The organism is Variovorax sp. GW823-FHT04B03, from assembly GCF_058796495.1.
The window spans coordinates 251040-276895 of the sequence record NZ_JBXAIT010000002.1 but is presented as its reverse complement, the minus strand read 5'-3'; the positions used below and the strand labels follow the sequence as shown (position 1 = coordinate 276895).

Genomic DNA, 25856 nt, shown 5'->3' with positions numbered 1-25856 from the left:
AGGCATGACTGCCCAGACCCTGTACGCGCAAAAGCGCGTTTCCGCCGCCGATGCCGTGCGCCAGGTGCGCAACGGCGACATGATCATCGTGCCCACCGGCGTCGGCGAGCCGCCCTCGCTGCTCACCGCCTTGTCGGAGCAGCGCCGCGACTTCCGCGACGTGAAGGTGGCGCAGATCCTGGCGATGCGCAAGTACGCCTACATCGACCCCGAGACGGTCGAGCACGTGCGCCACGTCGCGCTGTTCTTCGGCGGCGCCACGCGCGCGGGCGGGCAGGCCGGCTGGATCGACTTCATTCCCAACTACTTCTCCGAGATCCCGGCGCAGATCGAGCGCGGGCAGATCGCGGCCGACGTGGTGTTCAGCATGGCCTCGCCGATGGACGCGCATGGCTACTTCGCGCTGAGCCTGGGCCCCGACTACACGATGGCCGCCGTGGCGAAGGCGCGCGCGGTCGTGCTCGAGGTGAACCCCAACGTGCCCTACGCGCACGGCAACTGCCACGTGCACATCTCGCAGGTGGCGGCATTGGTCGAGAGCAGCGAGCCGGTGATGGAAGTCGGCCTGCCGAAGATCGGCCCGGTGCAGGAAGCCATCGGCAAGCACGTGGCCGACCTGATCGACGACGGCGCCACCTTGCAGATCGGCTACGGCGGCATTCCCGACGCGGTGGTGATGCAGCTCACGGGCAAGCGCGACCTGGGCATCCACACCGAGATGATCGGCGACGGCATCCTCACGCTGGTGGAAAGCGGCGCGGTCACCAACCGCCGCAAGAACTACCTGTCGGGCAAGTCGGTCGCGACCTTCGCGCTGGGCTCCAGCAAGCTGTACCGCTTCATGGACCGCAACCCGGGGCTGGAGATGCACCCGGTGAACTTCACCAACGACCCGGCGCTGGCGGGGCTGAACGACAACCTCATCGCCATCAACGCCACCATGCAGATCGACCTGCTGGGCCAGTGCGGCTCCGAGAGCCTGGGCCACGCGCCGTACTCGGGCACCGGCGGGCAGTCGGACTTCGTGCGCGCGGCCAACCGTTCGCGCGGCGGAAAGGCCTTCATCGTGCTGCCTTCGACGGCCAAGGACGACACCATTTCGCGCATCGTGCCCTCGCTGTCGCCCGGCACGCATGTGAGCACGAGCAAGAACGACATCAACTACGTCGTCACCGAACATGGCGTGGCGCAGTTGCGCGGCAAGTCGGCCAAGCAGCGCGCGCAGGAACTGATCGCGATTGCGCACCCGAGCTTCCGGGCGGAGCTGACGGAGCAGGCGAAGCAAGCCAGGCTGCTGTGAGTTTCGTGGGGCGCAGGGCGTGACTTAGGGCACTCCTGCGTGGCCCGGGCGCGGGCTACATTCGCTGCGATGAGCATCTCGTTGCGACACATCTTCCTGCTGGGCGCGGCCTGCGCGCTGTCCAGCCAGGCGTTCGCTTGCAGCGGACCGGGCCAGCCGGGATGCCCGCCACCGAATGCGCCGGGCTGGCCCCACAACAGCCGGCCGCCACCCCGGGACACCGTGCCCATACTGCCCGGAGGCACGGGCCGCTACAGCGACCCCGACGAGTACCTGGCGCCGCCGCCGCCCGACCCCACCTTCTCCTACAAATGGGGCGCGTACGTCGTCGACAAGTCGAAGGGCGCCTTCGGCGGGGTCGACAACCGGGCGACCCAGGCCGATGCCGAAAACAACGCCATTGCCCAGTGCGTGGGCAACGGCGGCACCGCCATCGGCTGCCGCAGCATGACGCTGACCTGGCAGGAAGGATGCGGCGTGGTCGTGATGGGCCGCAACGTGCTGTCGATGAAGGCCAACAAGCTGCAAAGCGCGGCGCAGGCGGAAGCGATGGCGGAGTGCTCCGCGCATGCGAAGGACTGCAAGGTCGTTACCGCGCGCTGCAACGCGCTGGTCGTCAATCGCTGATCAGCTGGCCTTGGTCGCCCGCACCAGCGACGGCGTGGCCTTGTAGCTCTCGGGGAAGAGCTTCTTCAGGTCGTCGATCTTCGGCAGATCGTGGATCGCGATGTAGGGCTGGTTCGGGTGCAGCGTGAGGTAGTCCTGGTGGTAGTCCTCCGCCGCATAGAAGGGCTTGGACACCTCGACCGTGGTCGCCAGCGGTTTGTTGCCGAAGGTCTTGGCCTGGTTCAGCTGGGCGATGTAGGCGTTGGCGATGCGGGCCTGCTCGGCGTTTTCGGCGAACACGGTGGAGCGGTACTGCGGGCCGGTGTCGGGGCCCTGGCGGTTGAGCTGGGTCGGGTCGTGCGCCACCGAGAAATAAATCTGCAGCAGCTTGCCGTAGCTGACCTTGCGCGGGTCGTAGCTGATGCGCACGGCTTCGGCATGGCCGGTGCGCCCGGAGCCGACCTCGTTGTAGCGCGCGGTGCGGGCCTCGCCGCCCGCGTAGCCCGAGAGCGCATTGCTCACGCCCTCGACGCGCTGGAACACGCCCTGCACACCCCAGAAGCAGCCGCCCGCGAACACGGCGGTGGCGGTGGTGGCGCCTGCGGGTGCGGTGAGGTCGACCGTGGGCGCGGGCACGCGGCGCGCGGTCTCGGCAAAAGATGGGGCTGCGTGCCAGGCGAAGGCGGCGGCGGCGAGCGTGCCGGCGGCGATGGCGAAGGATTTCATGGCGGTCTTTCGTAGGGAGCGCAGGAAAGGGACAGTGATCCCGATCCCGCCGGCCGTCAATGGCGGCGGGGCCGGGAAAAAAGCGGCTTACTTCTTCATCTCGTCCTTGCCCATCGCGTCCTTCTTCATGTCGTCCTTGCCCATGGCATCCTTCTTCATGCCATCTTTGGCCATGCCGTCCTTCTTCATGGCGTCCTTGCCCATGGCGTCTTTCTTCATCCCGTCCTTGGCCATGCTGTCCTTCTTCATGCCGTCCTTGGCCATGTCGTCCGCGGCCAAGGCCGAGGCGCCGGCGAAGGCCATGCAGGTGGCGAGGAGGGTGGCGGTGAGCTTGTTCATGTCGGTCTTCCTGAGTTGAGGTTGGGTCTTGTTGTCGAGATCGGCCTGGTTCCCTGTCGGAATTCGGCCTCGCGCTTTCTTCGGCAGTCGAGCGGCTGTGGCAGCCGCTCAGCTCCCTCCGAACCAGTTGTAGCCCTGGTCTTCCCAGTAGCCACCGGGATAGGTGTTGGTCACGTACATCGCCTGGATGTGCTTCGGGTTCTTGTAGCCAAGCTTGGTCGGCATGCGCAGCTTCATCGGGAAGCCGTACTTCGGCGGCAGCGGCTGGCCGTCGTAGCTCAGTGTCAGCAGCGTCTGCGGGTGCAGCGCGGTCGGCATGTCGATGCTGGTGTGGTAGTCGTCCGCGCACTGGAAGCCGACGTACTTCGCGCTCAGGTCCGCGCCGACGTGGCGCAGGAAATCGGCAAAGCGCACGCCGCCCCATTTGCCGATGGCGCTCCAGCCCTCGACGCAGATGTGGCGCGTGATCTGGTCCTGCTGCGGCAGAGCGCGCAGCTCGGCGAGCGTCCAGCGGCGCTTGTCGGCGACCATGCCGCTCACTTCGAGGCGGTAGGTGGCCTCGTCGACCTCGCGGACCTCGTCTTCGCCGTAGTAGGCGTTGAACGGGAAGGGGCGCGTGATCTCGGCTTCGGTGTAGGTCGGCGCCAGCCGTGTCGGGCTGAAGAGCCAGCCCTGCACCTCGTCGTTGAAGCGCGAGACCTTCGCGAGCGCTGCTTCCACGTGGCTGTCATCGCTGATGCTGCAGCCGGTGAGCATCGACAGGCCGCCCAGCGTCAGCGAACGGCGCAGGAAGAGGCGGCGCGAAGGCGCGTCGAGCTGGCGTTCGATGAGCGCGCGGGCTTCGCGCACCACGGCGTCGCCGTCGACACCGACCAGGGGAGGGCGTTTGAAAAAGAGGCTCATGGGGTGTGGGGCGCGCGACCGCGCAGCATGGTGAGCAGGGTGCGGGGCACGAGCGCCACCATCACAAGGTGCACGGCAACGAAAGCCACCAGGGCGGCCATCGCCACGAAGTGGACGCGGCGCGCGGCTTCGTAGCCGCCCAGCAGCTCGCGCAGCAGCGGAAACTGCACTGACTTCCACAGCACCAGCCCCGACAGCACGATCGCGACGAGGTCGACGATCACGAACAGGTAGGCGAGCTTTTGCACATGGTTGTAGTGGCGCGGGTCGGCATGCGAGAGCTTGCCGCCGAGCGCGGCCCGCGCATCGCGCCAGAGGCCGGCCGGCGTGAGCGGGAAGAACTTGCGCGCGAAGCGCCCGCTGGCAAGGTTCAGCATCAGGTAGACCAGCCCGTTGAACACCAGCAGCCACATCGCCGCGAAGTGCCACTGCAGCGCGCCGCCGAGCCAGCCCCCCAGCGTGATCGCGGCCGGAAAGCGAAAGGCAAAGAAGGGCGCCGCGTTGTAGATGCGCCAGCCGCTGGTCACCAGCACCAGCACGGCCAGCGCGTTGAGCCAGTGCGTGACACGCATCCACAGCGGGTGGATCGGTCGGTGGTGGGGGGCGGAGCGTGTCTGCATGGGCCGGATTGTTGGGCGCACCCCCTCGCCGATTCATCACGCAAAGTTCAAAGATTCGTGATAACTCCGAGGGGCGTCTCGCGGGACAATCGCGGCCATGGACACCGCCAAACGCGTGCTGATCGTCGAGGACGACGCCCACATTGCCGAGCTGCTGCGCATGCACCTGCGCGACGAGGGCTACGCGGTCGAGCACGCCGCCGACGGCAACGCCGGCCTGCGCGCGCTGGAGCGCGGCCAGTGGGACGCGCTGGTGCTCGACCTCATGCTGCCCGGCATCGACGGCCTCGAGATCTGCCGCCGCGCCCGCGCCATGGCGCGCTACACGCCCATCATCATCGTGAGCGCACGCTCGAGCGAGGTGCACCGCATCCTCGGGCTGGAGCTGGGCGCCGACGACTACCTGGCCAAGCCCTTCTCGGTGCTGGAGCTGGTGGCGCGCGTGAAGGCGCTGCTGCGGCGCACCGACGCGCTGGCGCGCAACGCGCGGCTGGAGTCGGGCAGCCTCACGCTGGGCAACCTCGACATCGAGCCGCTGGCGCGCGAGGTGCGCGTCGACGGCAAGCCGATCGAGCTCACGCCGCGCGAGTTCGACCTGCTGTATTTCTTTGCGCGCCACCCCGGCAAGGTGTTCTCGCGCCTCGACCTGCTCAACCAGGTCTGGGGCTACCAGCACGACGGCTACGAGCACACGGTCAACACGCACATCAACCGGCTGCGCACGAAGGTCGAAGCCGACCCGGCCGCGCCGCGGCGCATCCTCACGGTGTGGGGGCGTGGCTACAAGCTCGCAGCGGACGACGCCGCACCGAAGGGCGATGTATGAGCGCCGCGCCGGGCCGCCCCAAGCAAGCTCGCTCCCGCCTGGCGGGAAGGCGCGAAGCGCCAAGGGTGCTTCAATGACGATGGCCTGGGCCACGCTGTCGCGGCGCCTGTCGATCGCGTTCGCGGTGCTGCTGCTGGCCTGCTGCGGCGCCTCGGCGTGGCTGCAGATGCGCGCCGGTGCGCAGCACGCGCAGGAGGTGACGCAGCGCCTGTCGCTGGGGCTCGCGGCCCACATCGCGCAGAACACCGAGCTCATGAAGCCCGGCGGGCTCGACCCGGTGGCGGTGAAAGACCTGTTCGACAAGCTCATGACCGTCAACCCCAGCGTCGAGGTCTACGTGCTGGGGCTCGACGGCCGCATCGAGGCCCAGGCCGCGCCGCCCGGCCACCTCAAGCGCGACAAGGTGGCGCTCGGTCCCATCCGCCGGTTGCTGGCCGGCGAGCGGCTGCCCATCGCGGGCGACGACCCGCGCAGCCCCGACGGTGCCAAGGTCTTCAGCGCCGCGCCGCTGCGCATGGGCGGGCGCGATGCCGGCTATGTGTACGTGGTGCTGCAGGGCGAAGACCACGACGCGCTGGCCGCCAACCTGTCGGCCGACACCGTGCTGCGCACCACGCTGTGGTCGATGGCCTTGGTGGCGCTGCTGGGGCTCATCGCCGGGCTGGTGGCGTTCCGCCTCATCACGCGGCCGCTGCGCGAGCTGACGGCGGCGGTGCGGCGCTTCGAGGCCGAGGGCATCGCGGCGCTGGAGCGCGAAGCGCCCATGCCCGCGCCGCCGCGCCACGGCGACGACGAGATCGCGCAGCTGCAGCAGGCCTTTGCGCAGATGACGCGCCGCATCGCCGAGCAGTGGCGCGAACTGAGCTTGCAGGACCGCCAGCGTCGCGAGCTCTTCGCCAACATCTCGCACGACCTGCGCACGCCGCTCACCTCGCTGCACGGCTACCTCGAGACGCTGCTGCTCAAGGCCGGCACGCTCAGCGAGGAAGAGCGCCGCCGCTACCTGGAGATCGCGCTCGGCCAGAGCCGCAAGGTGGGCCGGCTCGCGCAGGAGGTGTTCGAGCTGGCGCGGCTCGAGTACGGCGTGGTCAAGCCCGAGAAAGAGAACTTCGCGCTCGCCGACCTCGTGCAGGACGTGTTCCAGAAGTTCGAGCTCGCGGCCGAGGCGCGGCGCCAGCAGCTCAAGCCCGACATCGCGCCGAACCTGCCCGTGGTGTCGGCCGACCTCGGCATGATCGAGCGCGTGCTGACCAACCTGCTGGACAACGCCATCCGCCACACGCCGGCCGGCGGCGAGATCGAGGTGCGTCTGCGCCCGTCCGACGCCGGCGTGGCGGTGCAGGTGAGCGACACCGGCCCCGGCATTCCGGGCGAGCTGCAGAAGGGCCTGTTCACGCGGCCGGCCTTTGCCGACGGCGGTGCGCGCGGCGGCGGGTTGGGGCTGATGATCGTGCAGCGCATCCTGCAGCTGCACGGCAGCGACATCCGGCTCGTGCCGCAGCCGGGCAAGGGCGCGGTGTTCCTGTTCCGGCTTGGGGGCGCAACCGCGCGCTGAAGGCGTTGAAGCCGGCGGTCGAAGGGTTTGCCAGCGGGCGGCGGGCGATGCTACAAGTGAAGCGGCATCACCCCCCAAGAACAGAAGGAGACCACCGACCATGCCCGCTTTCGAGACCGTCCTGATCGACAAGGACCCGCAGCGCCCGCGCATCGCACGCCTCGTGCTCAACCGCCCCGAGAAGCTCAACGCCATCGGCGACAGTACGCCGACGGACATCCGCCGCGCGGTCGAATGGGCCGAGGCCGACGACGAGGTGCATGTGATCGTGGTCGAAGGCGCCGGCCGCGCCTTCTGCGCCGGCTACGACCTGGGCGACTACGCCGAAGGCCACGGCCGCGAAGGCCAGGCCGACCATCCCTGCCGGCAGGAAAAAACGCCGTGGGACCCGATGCTCGACTACGCCGCCATGAAGCGCAACACCGAAGACTTCATGTCGCTGTGGCGCTGCCGCAAGCCGACCATCGCCAAGGTGCACGGCTACGCGGTGGCCGGCGGCTCCGACATCGCGCTGTGCTGCGACCTGCTCACCATGGCCGACGACGCGCGCATCGGTTACATGCCCACGCGCGTGTGGGGCTGCCCGACCACCGCGATGTGGACCTACCGCCTCGGCGCATTGCGCGCCAAGCAGCTCATGTTCACCGGCGACACCATCACCGGCACACAGGCGGCCGACTGGGGCTTGGCCAATTTCGCGGTGCCCGCAGCGCAGCTCGACGAGGCCACGCTGGCACTCGCGCAGCGCATCGCGGGCGTGCCGAGTTCGCATCTCATGATGCACAAGATGGTCGTCAACCAGGTCTGGCACTCGATGGGGCTGGAGCAGACCCAGATGTTCGCCACCGTGTTCGACGGCATCACGCGCCACAACCCCGAGGGCATGTGGTTCCGCCGCCAGGCCGAGGCCGAAGGCTTCAAGAGCGCGGTGCAGTGGCGCGACAGCGGCCGGCCGATTCCTGAAGGCGACGAGGCGAGGGCGCGCATCGCCGAGCTTGAAGCGAAGCTGGCTGCGCGCGGCTGAACGTGCGATCGTGTGACGTCGCGTGACAGCGTGCCTGCCCGCATGTCACGCGACAGACATATCTCCCCTTGATGATCCGCCGCGCCTGCCGCCCGTCACGTTGACGGCGGAAAGATGGCGCATCCATTTCGATGGATACAAAAGGGGAGGATTTCAATGCAGTTGTTCAATTTCTCGCGCACGGCTCTCGCGGCCTGTGCGTGTGCTTTCATGGCCGCCTGCGGTGGCGGCAATGGCGGCGGTGGCGTGCCGATGTGGCCCATCGTGCCGGTCTCGCCTCCGGCGCCAGCACCTGCGCCGGCCCCGGCACCCGCACCCGCACCTGCCGAGGCCGCCGCCGTGCTCGTCATCGGCCACCGCGGTGCGCCTGCGCTGCGGCCCGAGCACACGCTGGCCTCGTACCAGCAGGCCATCGACGACGGCGCCGACTTCATCGAGCCCGACCTCGTGCCCACCAAGGACGGCGAGCTGGTCGCGCGCCACGAGAACGCCATCGCCATCGTCGATGCCGCGGGCAAGGTGCTCGAAGCCACGACGAACGTGGCCGAAGTGCCGAAGTTCGCCGACCGCAAGGCCACCAAGGTCATCGACGGCCGCCAGGTCATCGGCTGGTTCACCGAAGACTTCACGCTCGCCGAGCTCAAGGAGCTGAGGGCGCGCGAACGCATCCCCGCGCTGCGCCCGGCCAACCGGTCCTTCGACAACGAGTTCCAGGTGCCCACGCTCGACGAAGTGATTCAGCTCGCCAAGGCGCAGTCGGTCATCAAGGGCCGCGTGATCGGTATCTACCCCGAGACCAAGCACCCGAGGTACTTCCGCTCGATCGGCCTGCCGCTCGAGAAGAAGCTGCTCGAGACGCTGCACAAGCACGACCTCGACAAGGCCGACGCGCCGGTGTTCGTGCAGTCCTTCGAAACCGGCAACCTGAAGGACATCCGCCTGAAGAGCACGGTGAAGATCGTCCAGCTCATCGACGGACAGGGCGCGCCGTATGACCTCGTGGCGCTGAACGACAAGCGCACCTACGCCGACCTCGTGAAGCCCGAGGGCCTGGCCGAGATCGCAACCTACGCGAACGGCATCGGCCCGGCCAAGGCGCGCGTGATCCCGGTGGTCGACGGCAAGCTCGGCGCGCCGACCACGCTCGTGAAGGACGCGCACGACAAGAAGCTGCTGGTCCACATCTTCACGGTGCGGCCCGAGAACAACTTCCTGCCCGACAGCCTGAAGAAGGCGCCGAAGACCGACCCGACCGTGTACGGCGACACCGCCGGCGAGATCAAGGCGTTCCTCGATGCGGGCATCGACGGCTTCTTTGCCGACAGCGCGGCCACGGCCGTGCCCGCGGTGAAGGCGTACCGCGCGGCGCAGCCGAAATAAGCGAGTCGAATCCGGAAAGGAAGAGGGCGCTCAGCCGCCCTTGCGGCGCTTCACCACCACCGTGGCCTCGAGGCCTTCGTAGGCCTCGGCGTCGCCGTACCAGCTGCCCGAGATGGGCGCCGCCAGCGCGGGGTCGCGCGCCACGCCCACGCGGATCAGCTGGCCGCTGCCCATGAGGTTGTTGGTGGGGTCGAAGGCCAGCCAGCCCGCGCCGGGCAGGTAGGCCTGCAGCCAGGCGTGCGTGCTGCCGGCGCCGGTGACCGATTCGCCGGGCGCCTGCCCGGTGGCGTCGTTGTCGAGCGACGCGTCGTAGAGATAGCCCGAGACAAAACGCGTCGCGATGCCGAGACGGCGCGTGGCTTCCATCATCAGCAGGGCGTAGTCGCGGCAGCTGCCGCTGCCCAGCGCGAGCGTCTCCAGCGGCGTCTGCGTGCCTTCCTCGTCGCGCGCCTTGTATTCGAAGCTCTGGCCGATGTGCGCGTTCATGCGCGTGAGCACATCGCGCGTGCTGTTGGGCTGGTCGGTATGCAGGAACTGGTGCGCCCAGCGGATCAGCGTGCCGTTGGCGTCGTCGTTGTGGTGCGGGCGCAGGTAGTGCTCTAGGTCCAGGCGTTCCTGCACCGAATAGGCAAAGGGCAGGAATTCGGCCGACGGGTCGAGCGTGAGCAGGTCGCGCTGCGACGGCGGCACGTGCTCGATGGTGAACGAGCAGACGATGCGCAGCTCGGTCGCCTCGCCCAGTGGCTGCACCAGCGCGACGGAGTTCGAGTACGGGTCCTGGATCAGCCGCGTGAGGGCCTGCGGGCTCACCTGCAGGTCGGTGGCGAGCACCCGCAGATCGTGGCTGTCGCGCGGACGGAACATCACGCGGTGCAAGCCGAAGGTCACCGGCTTGTTGTAGCGGTAGACGGTGGTGTGGGTGATGTCGTACTGGATGGCCATGGCGCGCATTGTGCGGTGCGCGCGTGACCTCGGGTGACGGGAAAGCCAGAACGCGCCGATTCAGTCCGATCCGGGCCAGAGCCGCTGCGTGCCCAGCGCCTTGGCGAGCGTCGCGGGCAAGGGCAGCGGCTCGCCATGCCACTGCGCCGCCAGCAGCTCGGCGCACAGCGTGGCAAAGCTCAGGCCGCGCGAGCCCAGCGCGGTGCAGGCCCACAGGCCCTCGTCGGCGCCCGGGGCCAGCGGGCCGACCAGCGGCCGGCGGTCGCCCGAGGCGCAGCGCACGCCGACCCAGGCATGCACGTCTTCGCGTTCGAAGGCGGGCGCGAGCGCGGTGGCTGCGCCCGGGTGCAGGCGCGCGAGCCGTTCGCGGTTGGCGAGGCGGTCGGCGTCGGTGGGGGTGAGGTCGGTGCTGTCGCGGTCGAAGGTGGCGCCGATCAGCCACAGCGGCTGCGGTGCCTGGCCGTCGGGCACGCCGGCGATCAGGTGGCCGTCGCCGTTGATGGGGGTGACGGGCAGGGCGGTGGGGTCCGCGCGGCCCCAGGCGACTTGGCCGCGCACGGGTTGCAGCGGCAGATCGGGTGCGAAGCGGTGCGATGCGAAGCCCGCGGCCACGACGACGCGGTCGGCTTCGGCGAGCAAGGCGCCGGCATCGTCGAGCAGTTGCCAGCCGTAGTCCGTGCGTGCGAGGCGCGCGACGTGGCAGTTGCCGCGGAATTCGACGCCCGGTTGGCTCAGCCACGCGGAGATCAGGCGGTGCGGCCGCACCCAAGCCGCGCGCGCATGCCAGAGCGCCGGCGTGTCGGGCGGCAGGCCGGCTGCCGCGAGCCGGTCGGGCTGTGCGGGCCAGGATTCGTTCGGGCCTTGCGCGCTCCAGTCGGGCGGCACGCGCACGTCGCCATCGGGTCGGCGTTCGAGCGAGCCGTGAGCGCCCCAGTCGCGGCCCTTCTCAAGCCGTTGCGTCAGTTCGGCCCAGGTGGCGCGGATGCCGGCGCGCGTGAGCCGGGACAGCAAGGCGTCGTCGGACGACACATGCGGTGCTAGCAGCCCGACCGGCAGGCCTGACGCGCCCGAGGCTGGCGTGTCGGCCGCGTCGAGCACCGTGACCCGCCAACCGCGCCGCGCGAGGCTGGCCGCGACCGCAGCACCCGCGAGCCCGGCGCCGATCACCGCGCAATGGCCCGGCGCGTCGACGCCTTCGCGCACCGGCTGGCGGCGCCGGACGGTCCAGGCGGGCGCGAACACGCCGCGCAGGCTGCCGGGGCCCAGGTCGAGCTGGAATCCGTTCTGCGCCAGCGCATGGCGCACCCCGTCGTCGTCGGTGCGGGCCGCGAGGCCGGTGCCCTGGCGGGCGAAGCGCGACACCGCCTTGAGCGTGTCGGGCGAGGCCATCGCCGGGCCGAAACCGTCGAGGAAGAGGCTGTCGGCCTCGAAGCGTTGCGCGCGCAGCATCGGCTGCAACTCGCCCACGCACAGCGTGAGCAGCACGCGGCCGTCGTCGAAGGCCAGCCGGTGGAAGCCTGGCAGCAGCCCGGTCCATTGGTCGGCCAGTTCCGCAGCGAGCGGCGCCAGGGCCGGATCGGTCTCAGCGGCGCGCAGCAGATCGCCGGCCGGTGCCGGATGGGCGTCGACCGCGACGTAGTGCAGCAGGCGCGGCCGGTGCGGGTCGGCGCGCCAGGCCTGCCAGGTTGTCAGGAAATGAAGGCCCGGCCCGAAGCCGGTTTCGAGAATCCGCCATTGCGGGCGCCCGGACCAGGCGGCGGGCAGGCCGCAGCCGTCCAAAAACACACGGCGCGAAAGCGCCGGTGTGTCGTTGTCGAGGGGAGGGGTGTCGCCGGAGCGCGCGCCGAGCGGGGTGCCGTCGGCGGCCACGCCGGACTCAGGCCGCAGGAGGGGGAACGTAGCCTTGCGCCACGTCGGCGCCTTCGCCGAAGAAGTGCTTTTCCATCTGGCGGGCCAGGTACTGGCGGGCGCGCAGGTCGGCCAGGTTCAGCCGGTTTTCATTGACCAGCATGGTCTGTTGCTTGAGCCAGGCGGCCCAGGCTTCCTTGCTGACGTTTTCCCACAGGCGCTTGCCCAGGTCGCCGGGGTACGGCGGAAAGTCGAGTCCTTCGGCCTCTTTGCCGAGCTTGATGCACTGAACCATGCGTGCCATTTGATTGCCTCTTGTGGGGGAAAGCGGTTGCTTAGTTGATTTGGCTATTAAGAACTGAAAACTTGGTCGTTCCAGTTCCTATATGTCGTATTCAGAATACGTGGCTTCATTGATATGCCTTTTTAAGAGCAAGACACCATGAGCCTTCGCCGCGACTTTATCAAGCTTTCCCTGGGTGCCGGCGTGGCCGGTGCCTTGGCCCTGTCGGCATTGCCGTCGTTTTCGCAGGGTGCGGCGGGTGCCAAGGGCCCCGTGACGCTGCTGAACGTGTCGTACGACCCGACCCGCGAGCTGTACGTGGACTACAACCAGGCCTTCGCCAAGTACTGGAAGGCCAAGACCGGCCAGGACGTGAGCGTCAAGCAGTCGCACGGCGGCTCGGGCAAGCAGGCGCGCTCGATCATCGACGGCATCGATTCCGACGTGGCCACGCTGGCGCTGGGCGGCGACATCGACGCCCTGGCCACGCATGGCGGCCTCGTCAAGGCCGACTGGCAAAAGCGCCTGCCGCACAACTCCGCCCCCTACACCTCGACCATCGTGTTCCTGGTCAAGAAGGGCAACCCCAAGGGCCTGAAGGACTGGGACGACCTGGTCAAGCCCGGCGTGCAGGTGATCACACCCAACCCCAAGACCTCGGGCGGCGCCCGCTGGAACTACCTGGCCGCCTGGGAATTCGCCAAGCGCAAGTACGGCGGTGAAGCGAAGGCCAAGGAATTCGTCGGCAACCTGTACAAGAACGTGCCCGTGCTCGACACCGGTGCGCGCGGCTCGACCATCACCTTCGTGCAGCGCGGCGTGGGCGATGTGCTGCTGGCCTGGGAAAACGAAGCCTTCCTGGCGCTGAAGGAATTCGGCCCCGAGAAGTTCGAGATCGTCGTGCCGTCCATCTCCATCCTGGCCGAGCCCAGCGTGGCGGTGGTCGACAAGGTGGTCGACAAGAAGGGCACGCGCGCCGTGGCCGAGGAGTACCTGAAGTACCTGTACTCCGATGAAGGCCAGGATATCGCCGGCCGCAACTTCTACCGCCCGACGTCTGACAAGGCCAAGGCCAAGTACGACAAGCAGTTCCCCAAGCTGACGCTGGTGACCATCGACCAGGCCTTCGGTGGCTGGGCGAAGGCCGACAAGGAGCATTTCGCCGACGGCGGCTCCTTCGACCAGATCTACGCGCCGAAACAAAAGTAACCCCCCAGGCTGCGCGCACTTCGTGTCGCTTCGCCCACCCCCCTGCCGGGGGCGGGCCGGCCGCTTCGGGCGGCCGTGCGCGGCGGCCCCCACGCGTTAGCGCTCCTTTTCATCGAACCAAGGTTTCCTGTGTCCGTTCTCCTGATTGCCGGCAGCCCCTCGGCCCCGTCCCGCTCCACCGCCTTGCTCGACGCGGTGGGCGAGCGGCTGGCCCAACGCCATGCGCGCATCGAGCGGCTCGCGATCCGCGACCTGCCGGCGCAGGCGCTGCTGCTGGCCGAGTGGGCGCATCCGGCCATCGAGCGAGCCATTGCCCAGGTGGCCGCGGCCCGTGTGATCGTGGTGGCCACGCCGGTCTACAAGGCGGCCTACAGCGGCGTGCTGAAGGTCTTTCTCGACCTGCTCTCGCAGAACGCGCTCAAGGGCAAGACGGTGCTGCCGCTGGCCACCGGCGGCAGCCCGCACCACATGCTTGCGCTCGACTACGCACTGCGCCCCGTGCTGCAGTCGCTGTCGGCGCGCCACATCCTGCCGGGCGTCTACGCGAGCGATTCGCAGATCGCGCTGACGCCCGAGAACGCCTACCAGGTGCACCACGACCTGGCGGAGCGACTGAACGAGGCCGTCGAGGTGCTCGCGACCGAAGGCCTCAAGTTGCCGGCGACCCATGGCTTCGAGCCGGTTCCTTTCTCCCGTGTGCGATGTAGCGTCTGACGACCGGGTTCCCCGCTGAACCCGGCCCCGGCCAGACCTCTTTCCGTTCCCCGTTTTTCGAAGCCGCCTGCGCGCGGTCGGGGGATCGCTTTGCCTCACGTTTTTGCACCAAGGAATTCCGCATGAACCCCGTCGCTCCCGAAGACTCCGTGTTCGAAGTCGCGCCGCGCTCCTTCTGGCAGGCGCTGCGCGACCTGGCCATCAGCGCCATCGTCGTCACCGCCATCGCGCTCATCGTGAGCTTCATCTCCGCCGCTTCGGCACACGCCCAGACGCAGACGAAGGCCAAGGGTGAGCTGCGCATCGGTTACCAGAAGTCGGCCAGCCTGTTCGTTCTGCAGAAAGCGCAGGGCACGCTCGAGAAGAAGCTGTCGCCGCTGGGCTTCGGCGTGAAGTGGGTCGAGTTCCCGGCCGGCCCGCAGCTGCTCGAAGGGCTGAACGTGGGCGCGGTCGACGTGGGCTATGTCGGCGAGGCGCCGCCCATCTTCGCGCAGGCCGCGGGGGCGAAGTTCGTCTACTTCGGCTACGACCCGGCCGCGCCGCGCGCCGAGGCCATCCTGGTCACCAAGGATTCGCCCATCCGCTCCGTGGCTGACCTCAAGGGCAAGAAGGTCGCGCTCAACAAGGGCAGCAACGTGCACTACCTGCTCGTGAAGCAGCTGGAGAAGAACGGCCTGAAGCTGTCCGACATCCAGCCCGTGTACCTCGCACCCGCCGACGGCCGCGCCGCCTTCGAGAGCAAGAACGTCGACGCCTGGGTGATCTGGGACCCGTTCCAGGCCGCCGCCGAGAAAGCCACCGGCGCCCGCGTGCTGGCCGATGGCGCGCCGGACGTGGTCAACAACTACCAGTACTACCTGGGCGAGCGCGGCTTCGTGAAGAAGCACCAGCAGGTGATCGATGCGCTGTTCGCCGACTCGGTCGAGCAGGGCATCTGGCTCAAGAAGAACCTGCGCCAGGCCGCCGAGCTGATCGCGCCGCTGCAGGGCCTGCCGGTGGACGTGGTCGAGCTGGCGCTGCGCCGCTACGAGTTCAACGTGAAGCCGATCACCGCCGCCGTCGCGGCCGACCAGCAGCAGATCGCCGACACCTTCTACGCGCTGAAGCTCATTCCCAAGCCCATCAAGGTCAGCGACGCGGTCGTCACGGCCCAGCCCTGAACAGATTCGAAGGACCCCATTCCATGACCCGCATTGCCATTCCCCGACGCCGCCTGCTCCAGGGCGCGGCCGCCGCCCTCGCGCTGCCATCGTCGTTCGCCGCGCTGGCGCAGAGCCCCGCGCGTCAGTTGCGCATCGGCCACCAGAAGGGCTACCTGAGCGTGCTCAAGGCCCGCGGCACGCTCGAGAAGCGGCTCGCACCGCTGGGCGCCACCGTGAAGTGGACCGAGTTCACGGCCGGCCCGGTGCAGCTCGAGGCGCTGAACGTCGGCTCGATCGACTTCGGCGACGTGGGCGAAGCGCCGCCCATCTTCGCGCAGGCCGCCGGCGCGCCGCTGGCCTACGTGGGCGCCACGGTGCCGCGCCCGAAGACCGAGGCGGTGCTGGTGCCCAACGGCTCAGCCATCCAGACCGTGGCCGACCTCAAGGGCAAGAAGATCGCGCTCAACAAGGGCTCGAACGTCCACTACTTCATCGTCAAGCTGTTCGAGAAGCACGGCCTGGCGTACAGCGACCTGAACCTGGTCTACCTGCCGCCGGCCGATGCGCGCGCCGCCTTCGAAAAGGGCTCGGTCGACGCCTGGGTGATCTGGGACCCGTTCCTGGCCGCCGCGCAGCAGTCGCTCGACGCACGCATCCTGGCCGACGCCGTGGGCGTGGTCGGCAACCGCGCCTACTACTTCTCGTCGCTCGACTACGTGGCGAAGAACGCCGACGTGCTGGCCGTTGCGATCGAAGAGGTCAACAAGATCGACCAGTGGGGCGCCGCCCACCGCAACGAACTGGCGACCGAGCTGTCGGCCATCTGGGGCCTGCCCAAGGCCGTGGCCGACCTGTCGCAAGGCCGCACCGCCTACGGCACAGGACCGATCACCAAGGCCATCCTGGCCGAGCAGCAGCAGATCGCCGACACCTTCTTCGCGCTCAAGCTGATTCCCAAAAAGATCAACGTGCTCGAAGCCGCCGGCGCGGGGATCGCGTGATGGCCGCCGTGTCGACTGCGCTGCACGAACGCGCCGGCCACGTGCTGGCCATCACGGCGCGCGCCTGGGGTGTCGTGTCCGCGGCGCGCCGCCTTCCTTTCCTGCTTGCCGTCTGAACGGGCAAGCCAACGAACGATCGAGAGTTTCCGATGCAGATCTTCTGGTTCCTCCCCACGCACGGCGACAGCCGTTACCTCGGCACGAGCGAAGGCGCCCGCGCCGTCGACCTGCCGTACCTGCAGCAGATCGCCGGCGCGGCCGACCACCTCGGCTATGAAGGCGTGCTGATTCCCACCGGCCGCTCCTGCGAAGACCCGTGGGTGATCGCGTCCAGCCTGATCGGCGCGACGAAGAAGCTCAAGTTTCTGGTGGCGGTGCGCCCGGGCCTGCACCAGCCCAGCCTGGCCGCGCGCATGGCTGCGACCTTCGACCGGCTCTCGGGCGGGCGCCTGCTCGTGAACCTCGTCACCGGCGGCGACCAGGCCGAGCTGGAAGGCGACGGCGTGTACCTCGACCATGCGGCGCGCTACGAGCAGTCGGCCGAGTTCATCCGCATCTGGCGCGAGATCATCGCGCGCAGCCACGAGACCGGCACCTACGACTACGAAGGCAAGCACCTGAGCGTGAAGGGCGCGCGGCTGCTGTTTCCGCCGGTACAGAAGCCCTATCCGCCCGTGTGGTTCGGCGGCTCTTCTGCGGCGGCGCACGACCTGGCCGCCGAACAGGTCGATGCCTACCTGACCTGGGGCGAGCCGCCCGCGGAAGTGTCAAAGAAGATCGCCGACGTGCGCGCCCGCGCCGAACGCCAGGGCCGCAGCGTGCAATTCGGCATCCGCCTGCACGTGATCGTGCGCGAGACCGAAGACGCCGCCTGGAAGGCCGCCGAAGAACTCATCAGCCGCGTCGACGACGAAACCGTTGCACGTGCCCAGGCCGCCTTCGCGCGCATGGATTCCGAAGGCCAGCGCCGCATGGCCGCGCTGCATGCCGGCGGCGCCAAGCGTGGGCGCGCCGACCTGGAGATCGCGCCCAACCTCTGGGCGGGCGTGGGCCTGGTGCGCGGCGGTGCGGGCACGGCGCTGGTCGGCGACGCCAAGACCGTGGCAGCGCGCATCGAGGAGTACGCGGCACTGGGCATCGACAAGTTCATCTTCTCGGGCTACCCGCACCTCGAAGAGGCCTACCGCTTTGCCGAGCTGGTGTTCCCGCTGCTCTCGCGCAAGGCAAAGACACAGCTCGCAGGCGGCTCGCTGAGCGGCCCCTTCGGCGAGGTCGTCGCCAACCTCGACGCGCCTTCCCGACTCGTCTCCCAAAGCTGAGGACTCGCATGACCGAACAAGTACAGGAACTGCCGGCAGTGGCGCCGGCATCGAACACCTCAGGGGACACAGGCAGTGCGCTGCGGGGCTTCGGCCTCAACGTCGCGAAGCGGCTCATCCCGTGGCTGGTGCCGGTGGGGCTGATCGTCGTCTGGCAGATCGCCTCGTCGCTGGGCTGGCTCTCGACGCGCGTGCTGCCGGCACCGCTGGACGTGGTCAAGGCCGCGTGGTCGCTCACCGTGTCCGGTGAGCTCTGGACGCACGTGAAGGTGAGCGCGGGCCGCGCGCTCGCGGGCCTCGCCATTGGCGGCGGCGCAGGGCTGGCGCTGGGCCTGCTCACGGGCTCGGTGAAGTTCTTCGAGACGCTGCTCGACTCCACCATCCAGATGGTGCGCAACATCCCGGCATTGGCGCTCATTCCGCTGGTGATCCTGTGGTTCGGCATCGACGAGTCGGCCAAGCTGTTTTTGATCTCGGTGTCGGTGTTCTTCCCGATCTACCTGAACACCTTCCACGGCATCCGCAACGTCGACCCGCAGCTCATCGAGATGGGGCGCACCTACGGCCTGTCGCGCTGGCAGCTGTACCGCGAGGTGATCCTGCCGGGCGCGCTGTCGTCGATCCTCGTGGGGCTGCGTTTCTCGCTGGGCCTGATGTGGGTGATCCTCATCGTGGCCGAGACCATCTCGGCGCAGGCCGGCATCGGCTACCTCACGATGAACGCCCGCGAGTTCCTGCAGACCGACATCGTGCTGGTGGGCATCCTGCTGTACGCGCTGCTCGGCAAGCTGGCCGACCTGTTCGCACGCGGCCTGGAGCAATGGTGGCTGCGCTGGCACCCCGGCTACCAGAAGAAGCCGGCGAAGTGAGGGCAGGGCACATGAACCAAATCATCAATCGCCGTACCGTCATTGCGATGTTGGGTGCGCTGAGCGCAGGTGCCGTGCTGGCACAGCAACAACGGCCCGCCACGGTGCGCTTCGGCTACCAGAAGTCGTCCACGCTGATCGCACTGCTGAAGGTGCAGGGCACGCTCGAGAAGCAGCTCGCGCCGCTCAACGTTTCGCTGAGCTGGCACGAGTTCACCAGCGGCCTGCCATTGCTCGAGGCGCTGAACCTCGACAACCTGGACATCAGCGCCGACGTGGCCGACACCGTGCCCGTGTTCGCACAAGCGGCCGGTGCGGACCTGACCTTCCTGGCGCAGGAAGCGCCATCGCCCGCCGCGCAGGCCATCGTCGTGCGCGACGACTCGCCGCTCAAGACCGTGGCCGATCTCAAGGGCAGGAAGGTCGGTTTCGCGAAGGCGGCCGGCGCGCACTACCTGCTGATCGCCGCGCTCGAAAAGGCCGGCCTGTCGTTCAAGGACATCGAGCCCGCCTACCTCACACCGGCCGACGGCCGCGCCGCCTTCGAGCGCGGCGCCATCGACGCGTGGGTGGTGTGGGACCCGTTCCTGGCCGCCGCCCAGCGCCAGTCAAAGGTGCGCATCCTGGCCGACGGCGCGGGCATCGCGTCGTACCAGCGCTACTACCTGGCGAGCACCAAGTTCGCGAAGGCGCGGCCCGACGTGCTGCGCGTGGTCTACGCCGAGCTGGAGAAGACCGGCAAGTGGGTCAAGCAGCACCCGAAGGAGGCCGCGGCCCTGCTCGCGCCGGTGTGGGGGCTCGACGCCCCGACCATCGAGCAGGCCAACAGCCGCCGCAGCTACGCGGTGCGGCCGGTGGTGGCCGGCGGGCTGGCCGAACAGCAGCGCATCGCCGATGCCTTCTTCGCCGAGAAGCTGCTGCCCAGAAAAATCGATGCGCTGAATGTGGCGCTGTTCAACCCCGGGGCCTGAATTCATGAGTGCCGTTCTGAAAGACATCCAACCCCAAGCCATTGCCGGCGGCGTGCGCCTCGAGGCGCGCGGCCTGCACAAGCGTTATGGCGCGCGCGAGGTGCTGCGCAACACGCAGCTGACCATCGAGCCGGGCCAGTTCATCGCCATCGTCGGGCGCAGCGGCTGCGGCAAGAGCACGCTGCTGCGGCTCATCGCGGGCCTCGAGGAAGCCACGTCCGGCGGCCTCTACACCGACGGCAAGGCCGTGAGCGGCCTGCACGACGACACGCGCATCATGTTCCAGGAGGCGCGTCTGCTGCCCTGGCGCCGCGTGCTCGACAACGTGACGCTGGGCCTGCCCAACGATGCCAAGGCGCGCGGCAAGGAAGTGCTGGCGCAGGTCGGCCTGGCCGACCGCGAGAACGAATGGCCGGCGCGCCTGTCGGGCGGGCAGCGCCAGCGCGTGGCCCTGGCGCGTGCGCTGGTGCACCACCCACGCCTGCTGCTGCTCGACGAGCCGCTGGGCGCGCTCGACGCGCTCACGCGCATCGAGATGCACCGCCTCATCGAGAACCTGTGGCAGCGCCACCGCTTCACCGCGCTGCTGGTGACGCACGACGTGCAGGAAGCCGTGGCGCTGGCCGACCGCGTGATCCTCATCGAGGACGGCCGCATCGCGCTCGACGAGAACATCGCGCTGGCGCGTCCGCGCTCGCAGGGCGACCCGGCCTTTGCCGCGATCGAAAAACGAATCCTCGACCGGGTGCTGCAGAAGTCCGAAGAGACCGATGTGGAAAGCACCGATGCCAGCTGGCTCACGCCCCAGGCCCACGCCCTGCGCTGGGCGATCTGAGTCGTTTCATTCATTCCCCCTTTGAAAGGCAGTCGCATGTCGCAGAACTGGAAATTCGAAACCCTGTCGGTCCACGCCGGCTACTCGCCCGACCCGACCACCCGCGCGGTCGCGCCGCCGATCTACCAGACCGTGGCCTACGCCTTCGACAGCGCGCAGCACGGCGCGGACCTGTTCGACCTGAAGGTGCCGGGCAACATCTACACCCGCATCAACAACCCGACGCAGGACGTGCTGGAGCAGCGCGTGGCCGCGCTCGAAGGCGGCATCGCCGCGCTGGCGCTGGCCTCGGGCCAGGCGGCCGTGACCTATGCGATCCAGACCATCGCCGAGGCTGGTGACAACATCATCAGCAGCACCGCGCTGTACGGCGGCACCTACAACCTGTTCGCCCACACGCTGCCGCAGTTCGGCATCACGACGCGCTTCGCGGACCATCGCGATCCGAGCAGTTTCGAGAAGCTGTTCGACGAGCGCACCAAGGCGGTGTTCGTCGAGTCGCTGGGCAACCCGGCGGGCAACGTGACCGACATCGCGGCCATCGCCGACATTGCGCACCGCCACGGCGTGCCACTGATCGTCGACAACACCGTGCCTTCGCCGTACCTGAGCCGGCCCATCGAGCACGGCGCCGACATCGTGGTGCACTCGCTCACCAAGTACCTGGGCGGCCACGGCACCAGCATCGGCGGCGCGATTGTCGATTCGGGCAAGTTCCCGTGGGCCGAGCACAAGCAGCGCTTCAAGCGCCTGAACGAGCCCGACGTGAGCTACCACGGCGTGGTCTACACCGAGGCGCTGGGCCCGGCCGCCTACATCGGCCGTGCGCGCGTGGTGCCGCTGCGCAACACGGGCGCGGCCATTTCGCCGTTCAACGCCTTCCTGATCCTGCAGGGCATCGAGACGCTGGCGCTGCGCATGGACCGCATCAGCAGCAACGCGCTGGCGGTGGCGCAGCACCTGAAGCAGAGCAAGGCCGTCAACTGGGTGAACTACGCCGCGCTCGAAGACCATGCCGACTACCCGTTGGCGAAGAAGTACTTCGGCGGCAAGTCCAGCGGCGTGCTGACCTTCGGCATCGGCGCGGGTCGCGAGGGCGGGGCGAAGTTCCTCGATGCGCTGAAGCTCTTCACGCGGCTCGTGAACATTGGCGACGTGCGCTCGCTGGCCACGCACCCCGCATCGACCACGCACCGGCAGCTGTCGCCCGAAGAGCTGGCCCGGGCCGGCGTCACGGAAGACACGGTGCGTTTGTCGGTGGGCATCGAGCACATCGACGACCTGATTGCCGACCTCGACCAGGCGCTGGCCGCCGCATCGAACTGAGACAGCGTTCCAAGTCATGACCACACTGCAAGCCATCCCCGACGCCGCGCTGGACCAGCTGTTCCGCAAGGCGCGCACCGTGCATGCCTTCAAGCCGGTGCCCGTGACCGACGCGCTGATCCACCAGCTCTATGACCTCGTGAAGTGGGGCCCGACCGCCTACAACGCCCAGCCTGCGCGCTACGTGTTCGTGCGCAGCGAGGAGGCCAAGGCCAAACTGAAGCCGGCCGTGTCGTCGGGCAACACCGCGCAGACGCTGCAGGCCGGCGTGACGGTGATCGTGGCGCACGACACGCGCTTCTACGAGCACCTGCCCACGCAGTTCCCGGCCTACGACGCCAAGCCCTTCTTCGAGAAGAGCGCTGACGCCGCGCAGGCCACGGCCTTCCGCAACAGCAGCCTGCAGGGCGCCTACCTGATCCTGGCGGCGCGCGCGCTCGGGCTCGACGCGGGACCGCAGTCGGGCTTCAACGCCGACCTCGTCGACAAGGCCTTCTTCCCCGACGGCCGCTATCGCGCGAACTTCCTCGTCAACCTCGGCGTGGCCGACCACGCCGGCACCTTCGAACGAGGGCCCCGGCTGGCGTTCGACGACGTGGCCGAGATCGTCTGACCGCCGGCCGTTTTCACTCACAACCCCTGTCAACCCTGAAAGAGAAATCACCATGTCCATCCAAGCCATCAACGTCCGCAACCAGTTCAAGGGCAAGGTCCGCGAGATCATCCGCGGCGACGTCGTCTCCGAAGTCGATGTCGAAACCGCCTGGGGCATCGTCACCTCCGTCATCACCACGCGCTCGGTCGACGAGCTGCAGTTGAAGGTGGGCTCCGACGTGGTCGCACTCGTGAAGTCGACCGAAGTTTCGATCGCCAAGCTCTGACGGACCCTCGGGCTTTGCGATTCCCCGGTGCTGTCTTTGGTGCCGGGGTTTTTCGTTTCAGCGCTGCTGGTTCGGGGCGTGTGCGCAGGCCACCGGGTACTTCCCTCCGCGAATGTCCTCCGGCCTGCGGCCTCCCCCTTGATTTCGCTGCGGGAAGCACCCGGTGTCCTGCGCACGGGACGCGGCGGTGGTGTGCAGTCGATCAACCACCGCACTGAACACGCTCACGTCGATGGGGTGCCTTGCGCAGCGAAATCAAGGGGGAGGGCGAAGCCCGGAGGACATTCGCGGAGCAAGGTACCCCGTCGGCGTGAGCGCGCCCTGAAGCACCCAGACCCAGCACCCCATAGATCACAAGGTTGTTAAGAATCGACTTTTGAGTCGTTTGACCTTGGCCTTCGCACTCCTACAGTGGTGGTTATCGCCATCAAGGAAGATGGAATGACCAACGTACAACAGGAGCCGAACCGCATGTCCGTGGAAGTTGAAGATGTCATCGCCTTGCCGCCCGCCCTCGAACAGGCGCGCGCGCAAGCCATCGAAAAGAACTGGCCCTACGCCGGCGGCGTGACGCCCCCCGTGGCCTGGCAGTTGGTGCAGGACGGCCAAGCCTTGCTCGTGGACGTGCGCTCCGGCGAAGAACGCAAGTTCGTCGGCCACGTGCCCGACAGCCTGCACGTGGCCTGGGCCACGGGCACCGCACTCACCCGCAACCCGCGCTTCGTGCGCGAGCTCGAAGCCAAGCTGGCGAAAGACGGCGGCAAGGAGGCCGTGGTGCTGCTCTTGTGCCGCAGTGGCAAGCGCTCCGCACTGGCGGCCGAGGCCGCGGCCAAGGCCGGCTTCACGCAGGTGTTCAACGTGCTCGAAGGCTTCGAGGGCGAGATCGATGCGCGGCAGCATCGCGGCGGGTCCGACGGCTGGCGCTTCCATGGCCTGCCGTGGGTGCAGGACTGAACCCCGAACCCACACAGACAGAAACACACGGGAGGAAAACACACATGGCTCAATTCGAAGTGAGTGACATCGTGCGCGCCCTGCACGAGGTGCGCGACGAATGGCGCGATTCGCAGCGCCGCTCACGCGAGCCCGGGGCGCGCGAGTTTCCGTCGCGCGATGCGCTGGCGCAGATCGTCGAGTCGCTCAAGGGCGCGCTCTTTCCGATGCGACTGGGCCCGCCGGACCTGCGCCACGAGAGCGAGGATTTCTACGTGGGCCACACGCTCGATGCCGCCTTGCAGGCGCTGCTGGTGCAGGCCCGGCTCGAGCTGAACTTCAACGCACGGCTGGCGCCGCGCCCCGCGAGCGAGATCGACGCAGCGGCCACCGAAGCCGTGCGCCAGTTCGCGAACGCGCTGCCGGGCCTGCGCCGGCTGCTCGACAGCGACGTGCTCGCGGCCTACCAGGGCGACCCCGCCGCGCGCAGCGTCGACGAGGTGCTGCTGTGCTATCCGGGCGTGCTCGCGATGATCCATCACCGCCTCGCGCACCGGCTCTACGAGCTCGGCCTGCCGCTGCTCGCGCGCATCGTGGCCGAGCTGGCGCATGCGCAGACCGGCATCGACATCCACCCGGGCGCGACGATCGACGCGGGCTTCTTCATGGACCACGGCACCGGCGTCGTGATCGGCGAGACGGCCGTCATCGGCAAGCGCGTGCGGCTGTACCAGGCCGTCACGCTCGGCGCCAAGCGCTTCCCCACCGACGCCGAAGGCAACCTGCAGAAGGGCCTGCCGCGGCATCCGGTGGTGGAGGACGACGTGGTCATCTACGCGGGCGCCACCATCCTGGGCCGCGTGACGCTCGGCAAGGGCGCGGTCATCGGCGGCAACGTGTGGATCACCGACGACGTGAAGCCGGGTGCCAGCGTCACGCAGGCCAGCCTGCAGAACAACAGCGCACCGAAGGCGGGCGGCGTATGAAAGCCTTTGTCGAAGACTTCGGCGTCACCGTGCGCCAGCTGCGCGAAGGGCAGGGCTGGTCGCAGGAAGAGCTGGCCGAGCGTTCCGATCTGAACCGCTCGTACGTGGGCGAAATCGAGCGTGGGCGCGTGATTCCGTCGATCGTCACGGCGCAGAAGCTGGCCACCGCGCTGGGCATCAACATCGTCAACCTGCTCGCGCGTTGCGAGCAACTGGAGCAGTCGCGCCTTGCACGGCGGATCAACTTGGCGGCTATAGCCTGTTGAGGGGAAACCCGTGGTCGCCAGACACTGGCGATCACTTTTTCCTCAACCCACGGAGCCTTGATCCATGAGTGCAACAGTCGGTGGTACCACCGCCCTTGGCGACAACGCCGCCCGCCAGCTAGCCAACGCCACCAAGACCGTTCCCCAACTCGAGACCATCAGCCCGCGCTGGCTGACGCACCTGCTGCAATGGGTGCCGGTGGAAGCGGGCATCTACCGCGTCAACAAGGTCAAGAACCCCGAGTCGATCAAGGTCACCTGCACCTCGCGCGAAGAAGAGAACCAGCTGCCGCGCACCTTCGTCGACTACGAAGAGAACCCGCGCGAGCACTACCTCAATGCCGTGAGCACCGTGCTCGACGTGCACACCCGCATCTCCGACCTGTACAGCAGCCCGCACGACCAGATCAAGGAGCAGCTGCGCCTGACGATCGAGACGATCAAGGAGAACCAGGAGAGCGAGCTCATCAACAACCCCGACTACGGCCTGCTGGCGCAGGTGAGCGAAGAGCAGCGCATCTTCCCGCTGACCGGCGCGCCCACGCCCGACGACCTGGACGAGCTGCTCACCAAGGTGTGGAAGGAACCCGCGTTCTTCCTCACGCACCCGCTGGCCATTGCCGCGTTCGGGCGTGAAGCCACGCGCCGCGGCACGCCACCGCCCACGGTGAGCCTGTTCGGTTCGCAGTTCATCACCTGGCGCGGCATTCCGCTGATTCCGTCGAACAAGGTGCCGGTGGCCGACGGCAAGAGCAAGATCCTGCTGCTGCGCGTGGGCGACAAGCGCCAGGGCGTGGTGGGCCTGTTCCAGCCGGGTCTGTCGGGCGAACAGAGCCCGGGGCTGTCGGTGCGCTTCATGGGCATCAACAACCACGCGATCGCGTCGTACCTGATCTCGCTGTACTGCTCGCTCGCGGTGCTGACCACCGACGCGCTGGCCGTGCTCGACGACGTCGAGATCGGCAAGTACCACGACTATCCCGACACCTACAAGTAAGCCGCGGTGAGCAGCACACCCACGTTCCCGGGCGAGGCGCCGTTCGATCCGGCCG

28 protein-coding genes are annotated in these 25856 nt (G+C 68.3%); 21 read left to right on the top strand and 7 right to left on the bottom strand.

Translation table 11 applies throughout. From position 1 onward, the window contains the following. Positions 1–4 precede the first annotated feature (4 nt). A complete protein-coding gene (locus AC1RAD_RS10030; RefSeq protein ID WP_492734684.1) occupies positions 5–1300 on the top strand; it encodes an acetyl-CoA hydrolase/transferase family protein in 1296 nt (431 codons plus the stop codon). Positions 1301–1522: 222 nt separating this feature from the next. Further along, on the top strand, positions 1523–1927 hold the full coding sequence (locus AC1RAD_RS10025; protein ID WP_492734683.1) for a DUF4189 domain-containing protein: 405 nt from the start codon (positions 1523–1525) through the stop codon (positions 1925–1927). Here AC1RAD_RS10025 and msrA read toward each other — a convergent pair whose 3' ends face one another. The 4 genes from msrA to AC1RAD_RS10005 form a co-directional block, all read right to left on the bottom strand. Then, positions 1928–2632: a peptide-methionine (S)-S-oxide reductase MsrA gene (gene msrA / locus AC1RAD_RS10020; RefSeq protein WP_492734682.1), complete on the bottom strand. Its 705-nt coding sequence runs from the start codon at positions 2630–2632 to the stop codon at positions 1928–1930. It lies immediately after the preceding gene. An 87-nt stretch (positions 2633–2719) separates the two neighbouring features. Continuing rightward, on the bottom strand, positions 2720–2971 hold the full coding sequence (locus tag AC1RAD_RS10015; RefSeq protein ID WP_489061366.1) for a pentapeptide MXKDX repeat protein: 252 nt from the start codon (positions 2969–2971) through the stop codon (positions 2720–2722). Between the two features lie 108 nt (positions 2972–3079). Further along, entirely contained in the window at positions 3080–3874 is a 795-nt protein-coding gene (locus tag AC1RAD_RS10010) for a molybdopterin-dependent oxidoreductase (RefSeq protein ID WP_492734681.1), read from the bottom strand. Further along, entirely contained in the window at positions 3871–4494 is a 624-nt protein-coding gene (locus AC1RAD_RS10005) for a cytochrome b/b6 domain-containing protein (protein WP_492734680.1), read from the bottom strand. The genes AC1RAD_RS10010 and AC1RAD_RS10005 overlap by 4 nt, the downstream gene beginning before the upstream one ends. 97 nt (positions 4495–4591) lie before the next feature. Between AC1RAD_RS10005 and AC1RAD_RS10000 the strand changes: the two genes are divergently transcribed. The 4 genes from AC1RAD_RS10000 (at position 4592) to AC1RAD_RS09985 (ending at position 9279) form a co-directional block, all read left to right on the top strand. Beyond that, the gene (locus tag AC1RAD_RS10000; protein ID WP_070060847.1) at positions 4592–5320 is read left to right on the top strand and encodes a response regulator transcription factor; all 729 of its coding nucleotides are present in this window, start codon (positions 4592–4594) and stop codon (positions 5318–5320) included. Between the two features lie 79 nt (positions 5321–5399). Beyond that, positions 5400–6875 (top strand): sensor histidine kinase, encoded by a 1476-nt coding sequence (locus AC1RAD_RS09995; protein ID WP_492735226.1) that lies wholly within the window; start codon positions 5400–5402, stop codon positions 6873–6875. 100 nt (positions 6876–6975) lie between these two features. Then, positions 6976–7899, top strand: a complete 924-nt coding sequence (locus tag AC1RAD_RS09990) for a crotonase/enoyl-CoA hydratase family protein (RefSeq protein ID WP_492734679.1) — start codon at positions 6976–6978, stop codon at positions 7897–7899. Between the two features lie 156 nt (positions 7900–8055). Further along, positions 8056–9279, top strand: coding sequence for a glycerophosphodiester phosphodiesterase (locus tag AC1RAD_RS09985; protein WP_492734678.1), 1224 nt, complete (start codon positions 8056–8058; stop codon positions 9277–9279). Between the two features lie 30 nt (positions 9280–9309). Here AC1RAD_RS09985 and AC1RAD_RS09980 read toward each other — a convergent pair whose 3' ends face one another. Genes AC1RAD_RS09980 through AC1RAD_RS09970 form a run of 3 tightly spaced genes read right to left on the bottom strand, consistent with a single transcriptional unit; the run spans position 9310 to position 12373 of the window. After that, positions 9310–10221 (bottom strand): transglutaminase family protein, encoded by a 912-nt coding sequence (locus tag AC1RAD_RS09980; protein ID WP_223301327.1) that lies wholly within the window; start codon positions 10219–10221, stop codon positions 9310–9312. A gap of 60 nt (positions 10222–10281) precedes the next feature. Next, a complete protein-coding gene (mnmC1, locus tag AC1RAD_RS09975; RefSeq protein ID WP_492734677.1) occupies positions 10282–12090 on the bottom strand; it encodes an FAD-dependent 5-carboxymethylaminomethyl-2-thiouridine(34) oxidoreductase MnmC1 in 1809 nt (602 codons plus the stop codon). 7 nt (positions 12091–12097) lie between these two features. Then, complete coding sequence (locus AC1RAD_RS09970) at positions 12098–12373, bottom strand: oxidative damage protection protein (protein WP_013541095.1); 276 nt, start codon at positions 12371–12373, stop codon at positions 12098–12100. A 138-nt stretch (positions 12374–12511) separates the two neighbouring features. On the opposite strand from AC1RAD_RS09970, the gene AC1RAD_RS09965 reads away from it, so the two are divergent. The 15 genes from AC1RAD_RS09965 (at position 12512) to AC1RAD_RS09895 (ending at position 25801) form a co-directional block, all read left to right on the top strand. Next, positions 12512–13561 (top strand): sulfate ABC transporter substrate-binding protein, encoded by a 1050-nt coding sequence (locus AC1RAD_RS09965; RefSeq protein ID WP_095948675.1) that lies wholly within the window; start codon positions 12512–12514, stop codon positions 13559–13561. Positions 13562–13690: 129 nt separating this feature from the next. Next, positions 13691–14275, top strand: a complete 585-nt coding sequence (ssuE, locus tag AC1RAD_RS09960) for an NADPH-dependent FMN reductase (protein WP_070060842.1) — start codon at positions 13691–13693, stop codon at positions 14273–14275. A gap of 122 nt (positions 14276–14397) precedes the next feature. Further along, positions 14398–15435, top strand: coding sequence for a sulfonate ABC transporter substrate-binding protein (locus tag AC1RAD_RS09955; RefSeq protein ID WP_492734676.1), 1038 nt, complete (start codon positions 14398–14400; stop codon positions 15433–15435). 23 nt (positions 15436–15458) lie between these two features. Further along, positions 15459–16418, top strand: coding sequence for a sulfonate ABC transporter substrate-binding protein (locus tag AC1RAD_RS09950; RefSeq protein WP_492734675.1), 960 nt, complete (start codon positions 15459–15461; stop codon positions 16416–16418). Positions 16419–16567: 149 nt separating this feature from the next. Then, positions 16568–17737, top strand: coding sequence for an FMNH2-dependent alkanesulfonate monooxygenase (ssuD, locus tag AC1RAD_RS09945; protein WP_070060840.1), 1170 nt, complete (start codon positions 16568–16570; stop codon positions 17735–17737). 8 nt (positions 17738–17745) lie between these two features. Then, positions 17746–18606 (top strand): aliphatic sulfonate ABC transporter permease SsuC, encoded by an 861-nt coding sequence (ssuC, locus tag AC1RAD_RS09940; protein ID WP_307692930.1) that lies wholly within the window; start codon positions 17746–17748, stop codon positions 18604–18606. 11 nt (positions 18607–18617) lie between these two features. Next, entirely contained in the window at positions 18618–19577 is a 960-nt protein-coding gene (locus AC1RAD_RS09935; RefSeq protein ID WP_492734674.1) for an aliphatic sulfonate ABC transporter substrate-binding protein, read from the top strand. A 4-nt stretch (positions 19578–19581) separates the two neighbouring features. Then, positions 19582–20412 (top strand): ATP-binding cassette domain-containing protein, encoded by an 831-nt coding sequence (locus AC1RAD_RS09930; RefSeq protein ID WP_095745458.1) that lies wholly within the window; start codon positions 19582–19584, stop codon positions 20410–20412. Between the two features lie 36 nt (positions 20413–20448). Further along, positions 20449–21738, top strand: a complete 1290-nt coding sequence (locus AC1RAD_RS09925; protein WP_492734673.1) for an O-acetylhomoserine aminocarboxypropyltransferase/cysteine synthase family protein — start codon at positions 20449–20451, stop codon at positions 21736–21738. A 16-nt stretch (positions 21739–21754) separates the two neighbouring features. After that, entirely contained in the window at positions 21755–22351 is a 597-nt protein-coding gene (locus tag AC1RAD_RS09920) for a malonic semialdehyde reductase (RefSeq protein ID WP_159271674.1), read from the top strand. Between the two features lie 52 nt (positions 22352–22403). Beyond that, complete coding sequence (locus AC1RAD_RS09915) at positions 22404–22619, top strand: TOBE domain-containing protein (protein ID WP_007829250.1); 216 nt, start codon at positions 22404–22406, stop codon at positions 22617–22619. Positions 22620–23090: 471 nt separating this feature from the next. Continuing rightward, the gene (locus tag AC1RAD_RS09910) at positions 23091–23573 is read left to right on the top strand and encodes a rhodanese-like domain-containing protein (protein WP_139704307.1); all 483 of its coding nucleotides are present in this window, start codon (positions 23091–23093) and stop codon (positions 23571–23573) included. Positions 23574–23617: 44 nt separating this feature from the next. Further along, positions 23618–24538: a serine O-acetyltransferase EpsC gene (gene epsC, locus AC1RAD_RS09905; protein ID WP_070060834.1), complete on the top strand. Its 921-nt coding sequence runs from the start codon at positions 23618–23620 to the stop codon at positions 24536–24538. Continuing rightward, positions 24535–24804: a helix-turn-helix domain-containing protein gene (locus AC1RAD_RS09900; protein ID WP_062470032.1), complete on the top strand. Its 270-nt coding sequence runs from the start codon at positions 24535–24537 to the stop codon at positions 24802–24804. Before epsC ends, AC1RAD_RS09900 begins: the two co-directional genes overlap by 4 nt. 64 nt (positions 24805–24868) lie before the next feature. Next, positions 24869–25801, top strand: coding sequence for a family 2A encapsulin nanocompartment shell protein (locus tag AC1RAD_RS09895; protein WP_042579703.1), 933 nt, complete (start codon positions 24869–24871; stop codon positions 25799–25801). Positions 25802–25856 lie beyond the last annotated feature (55 nt).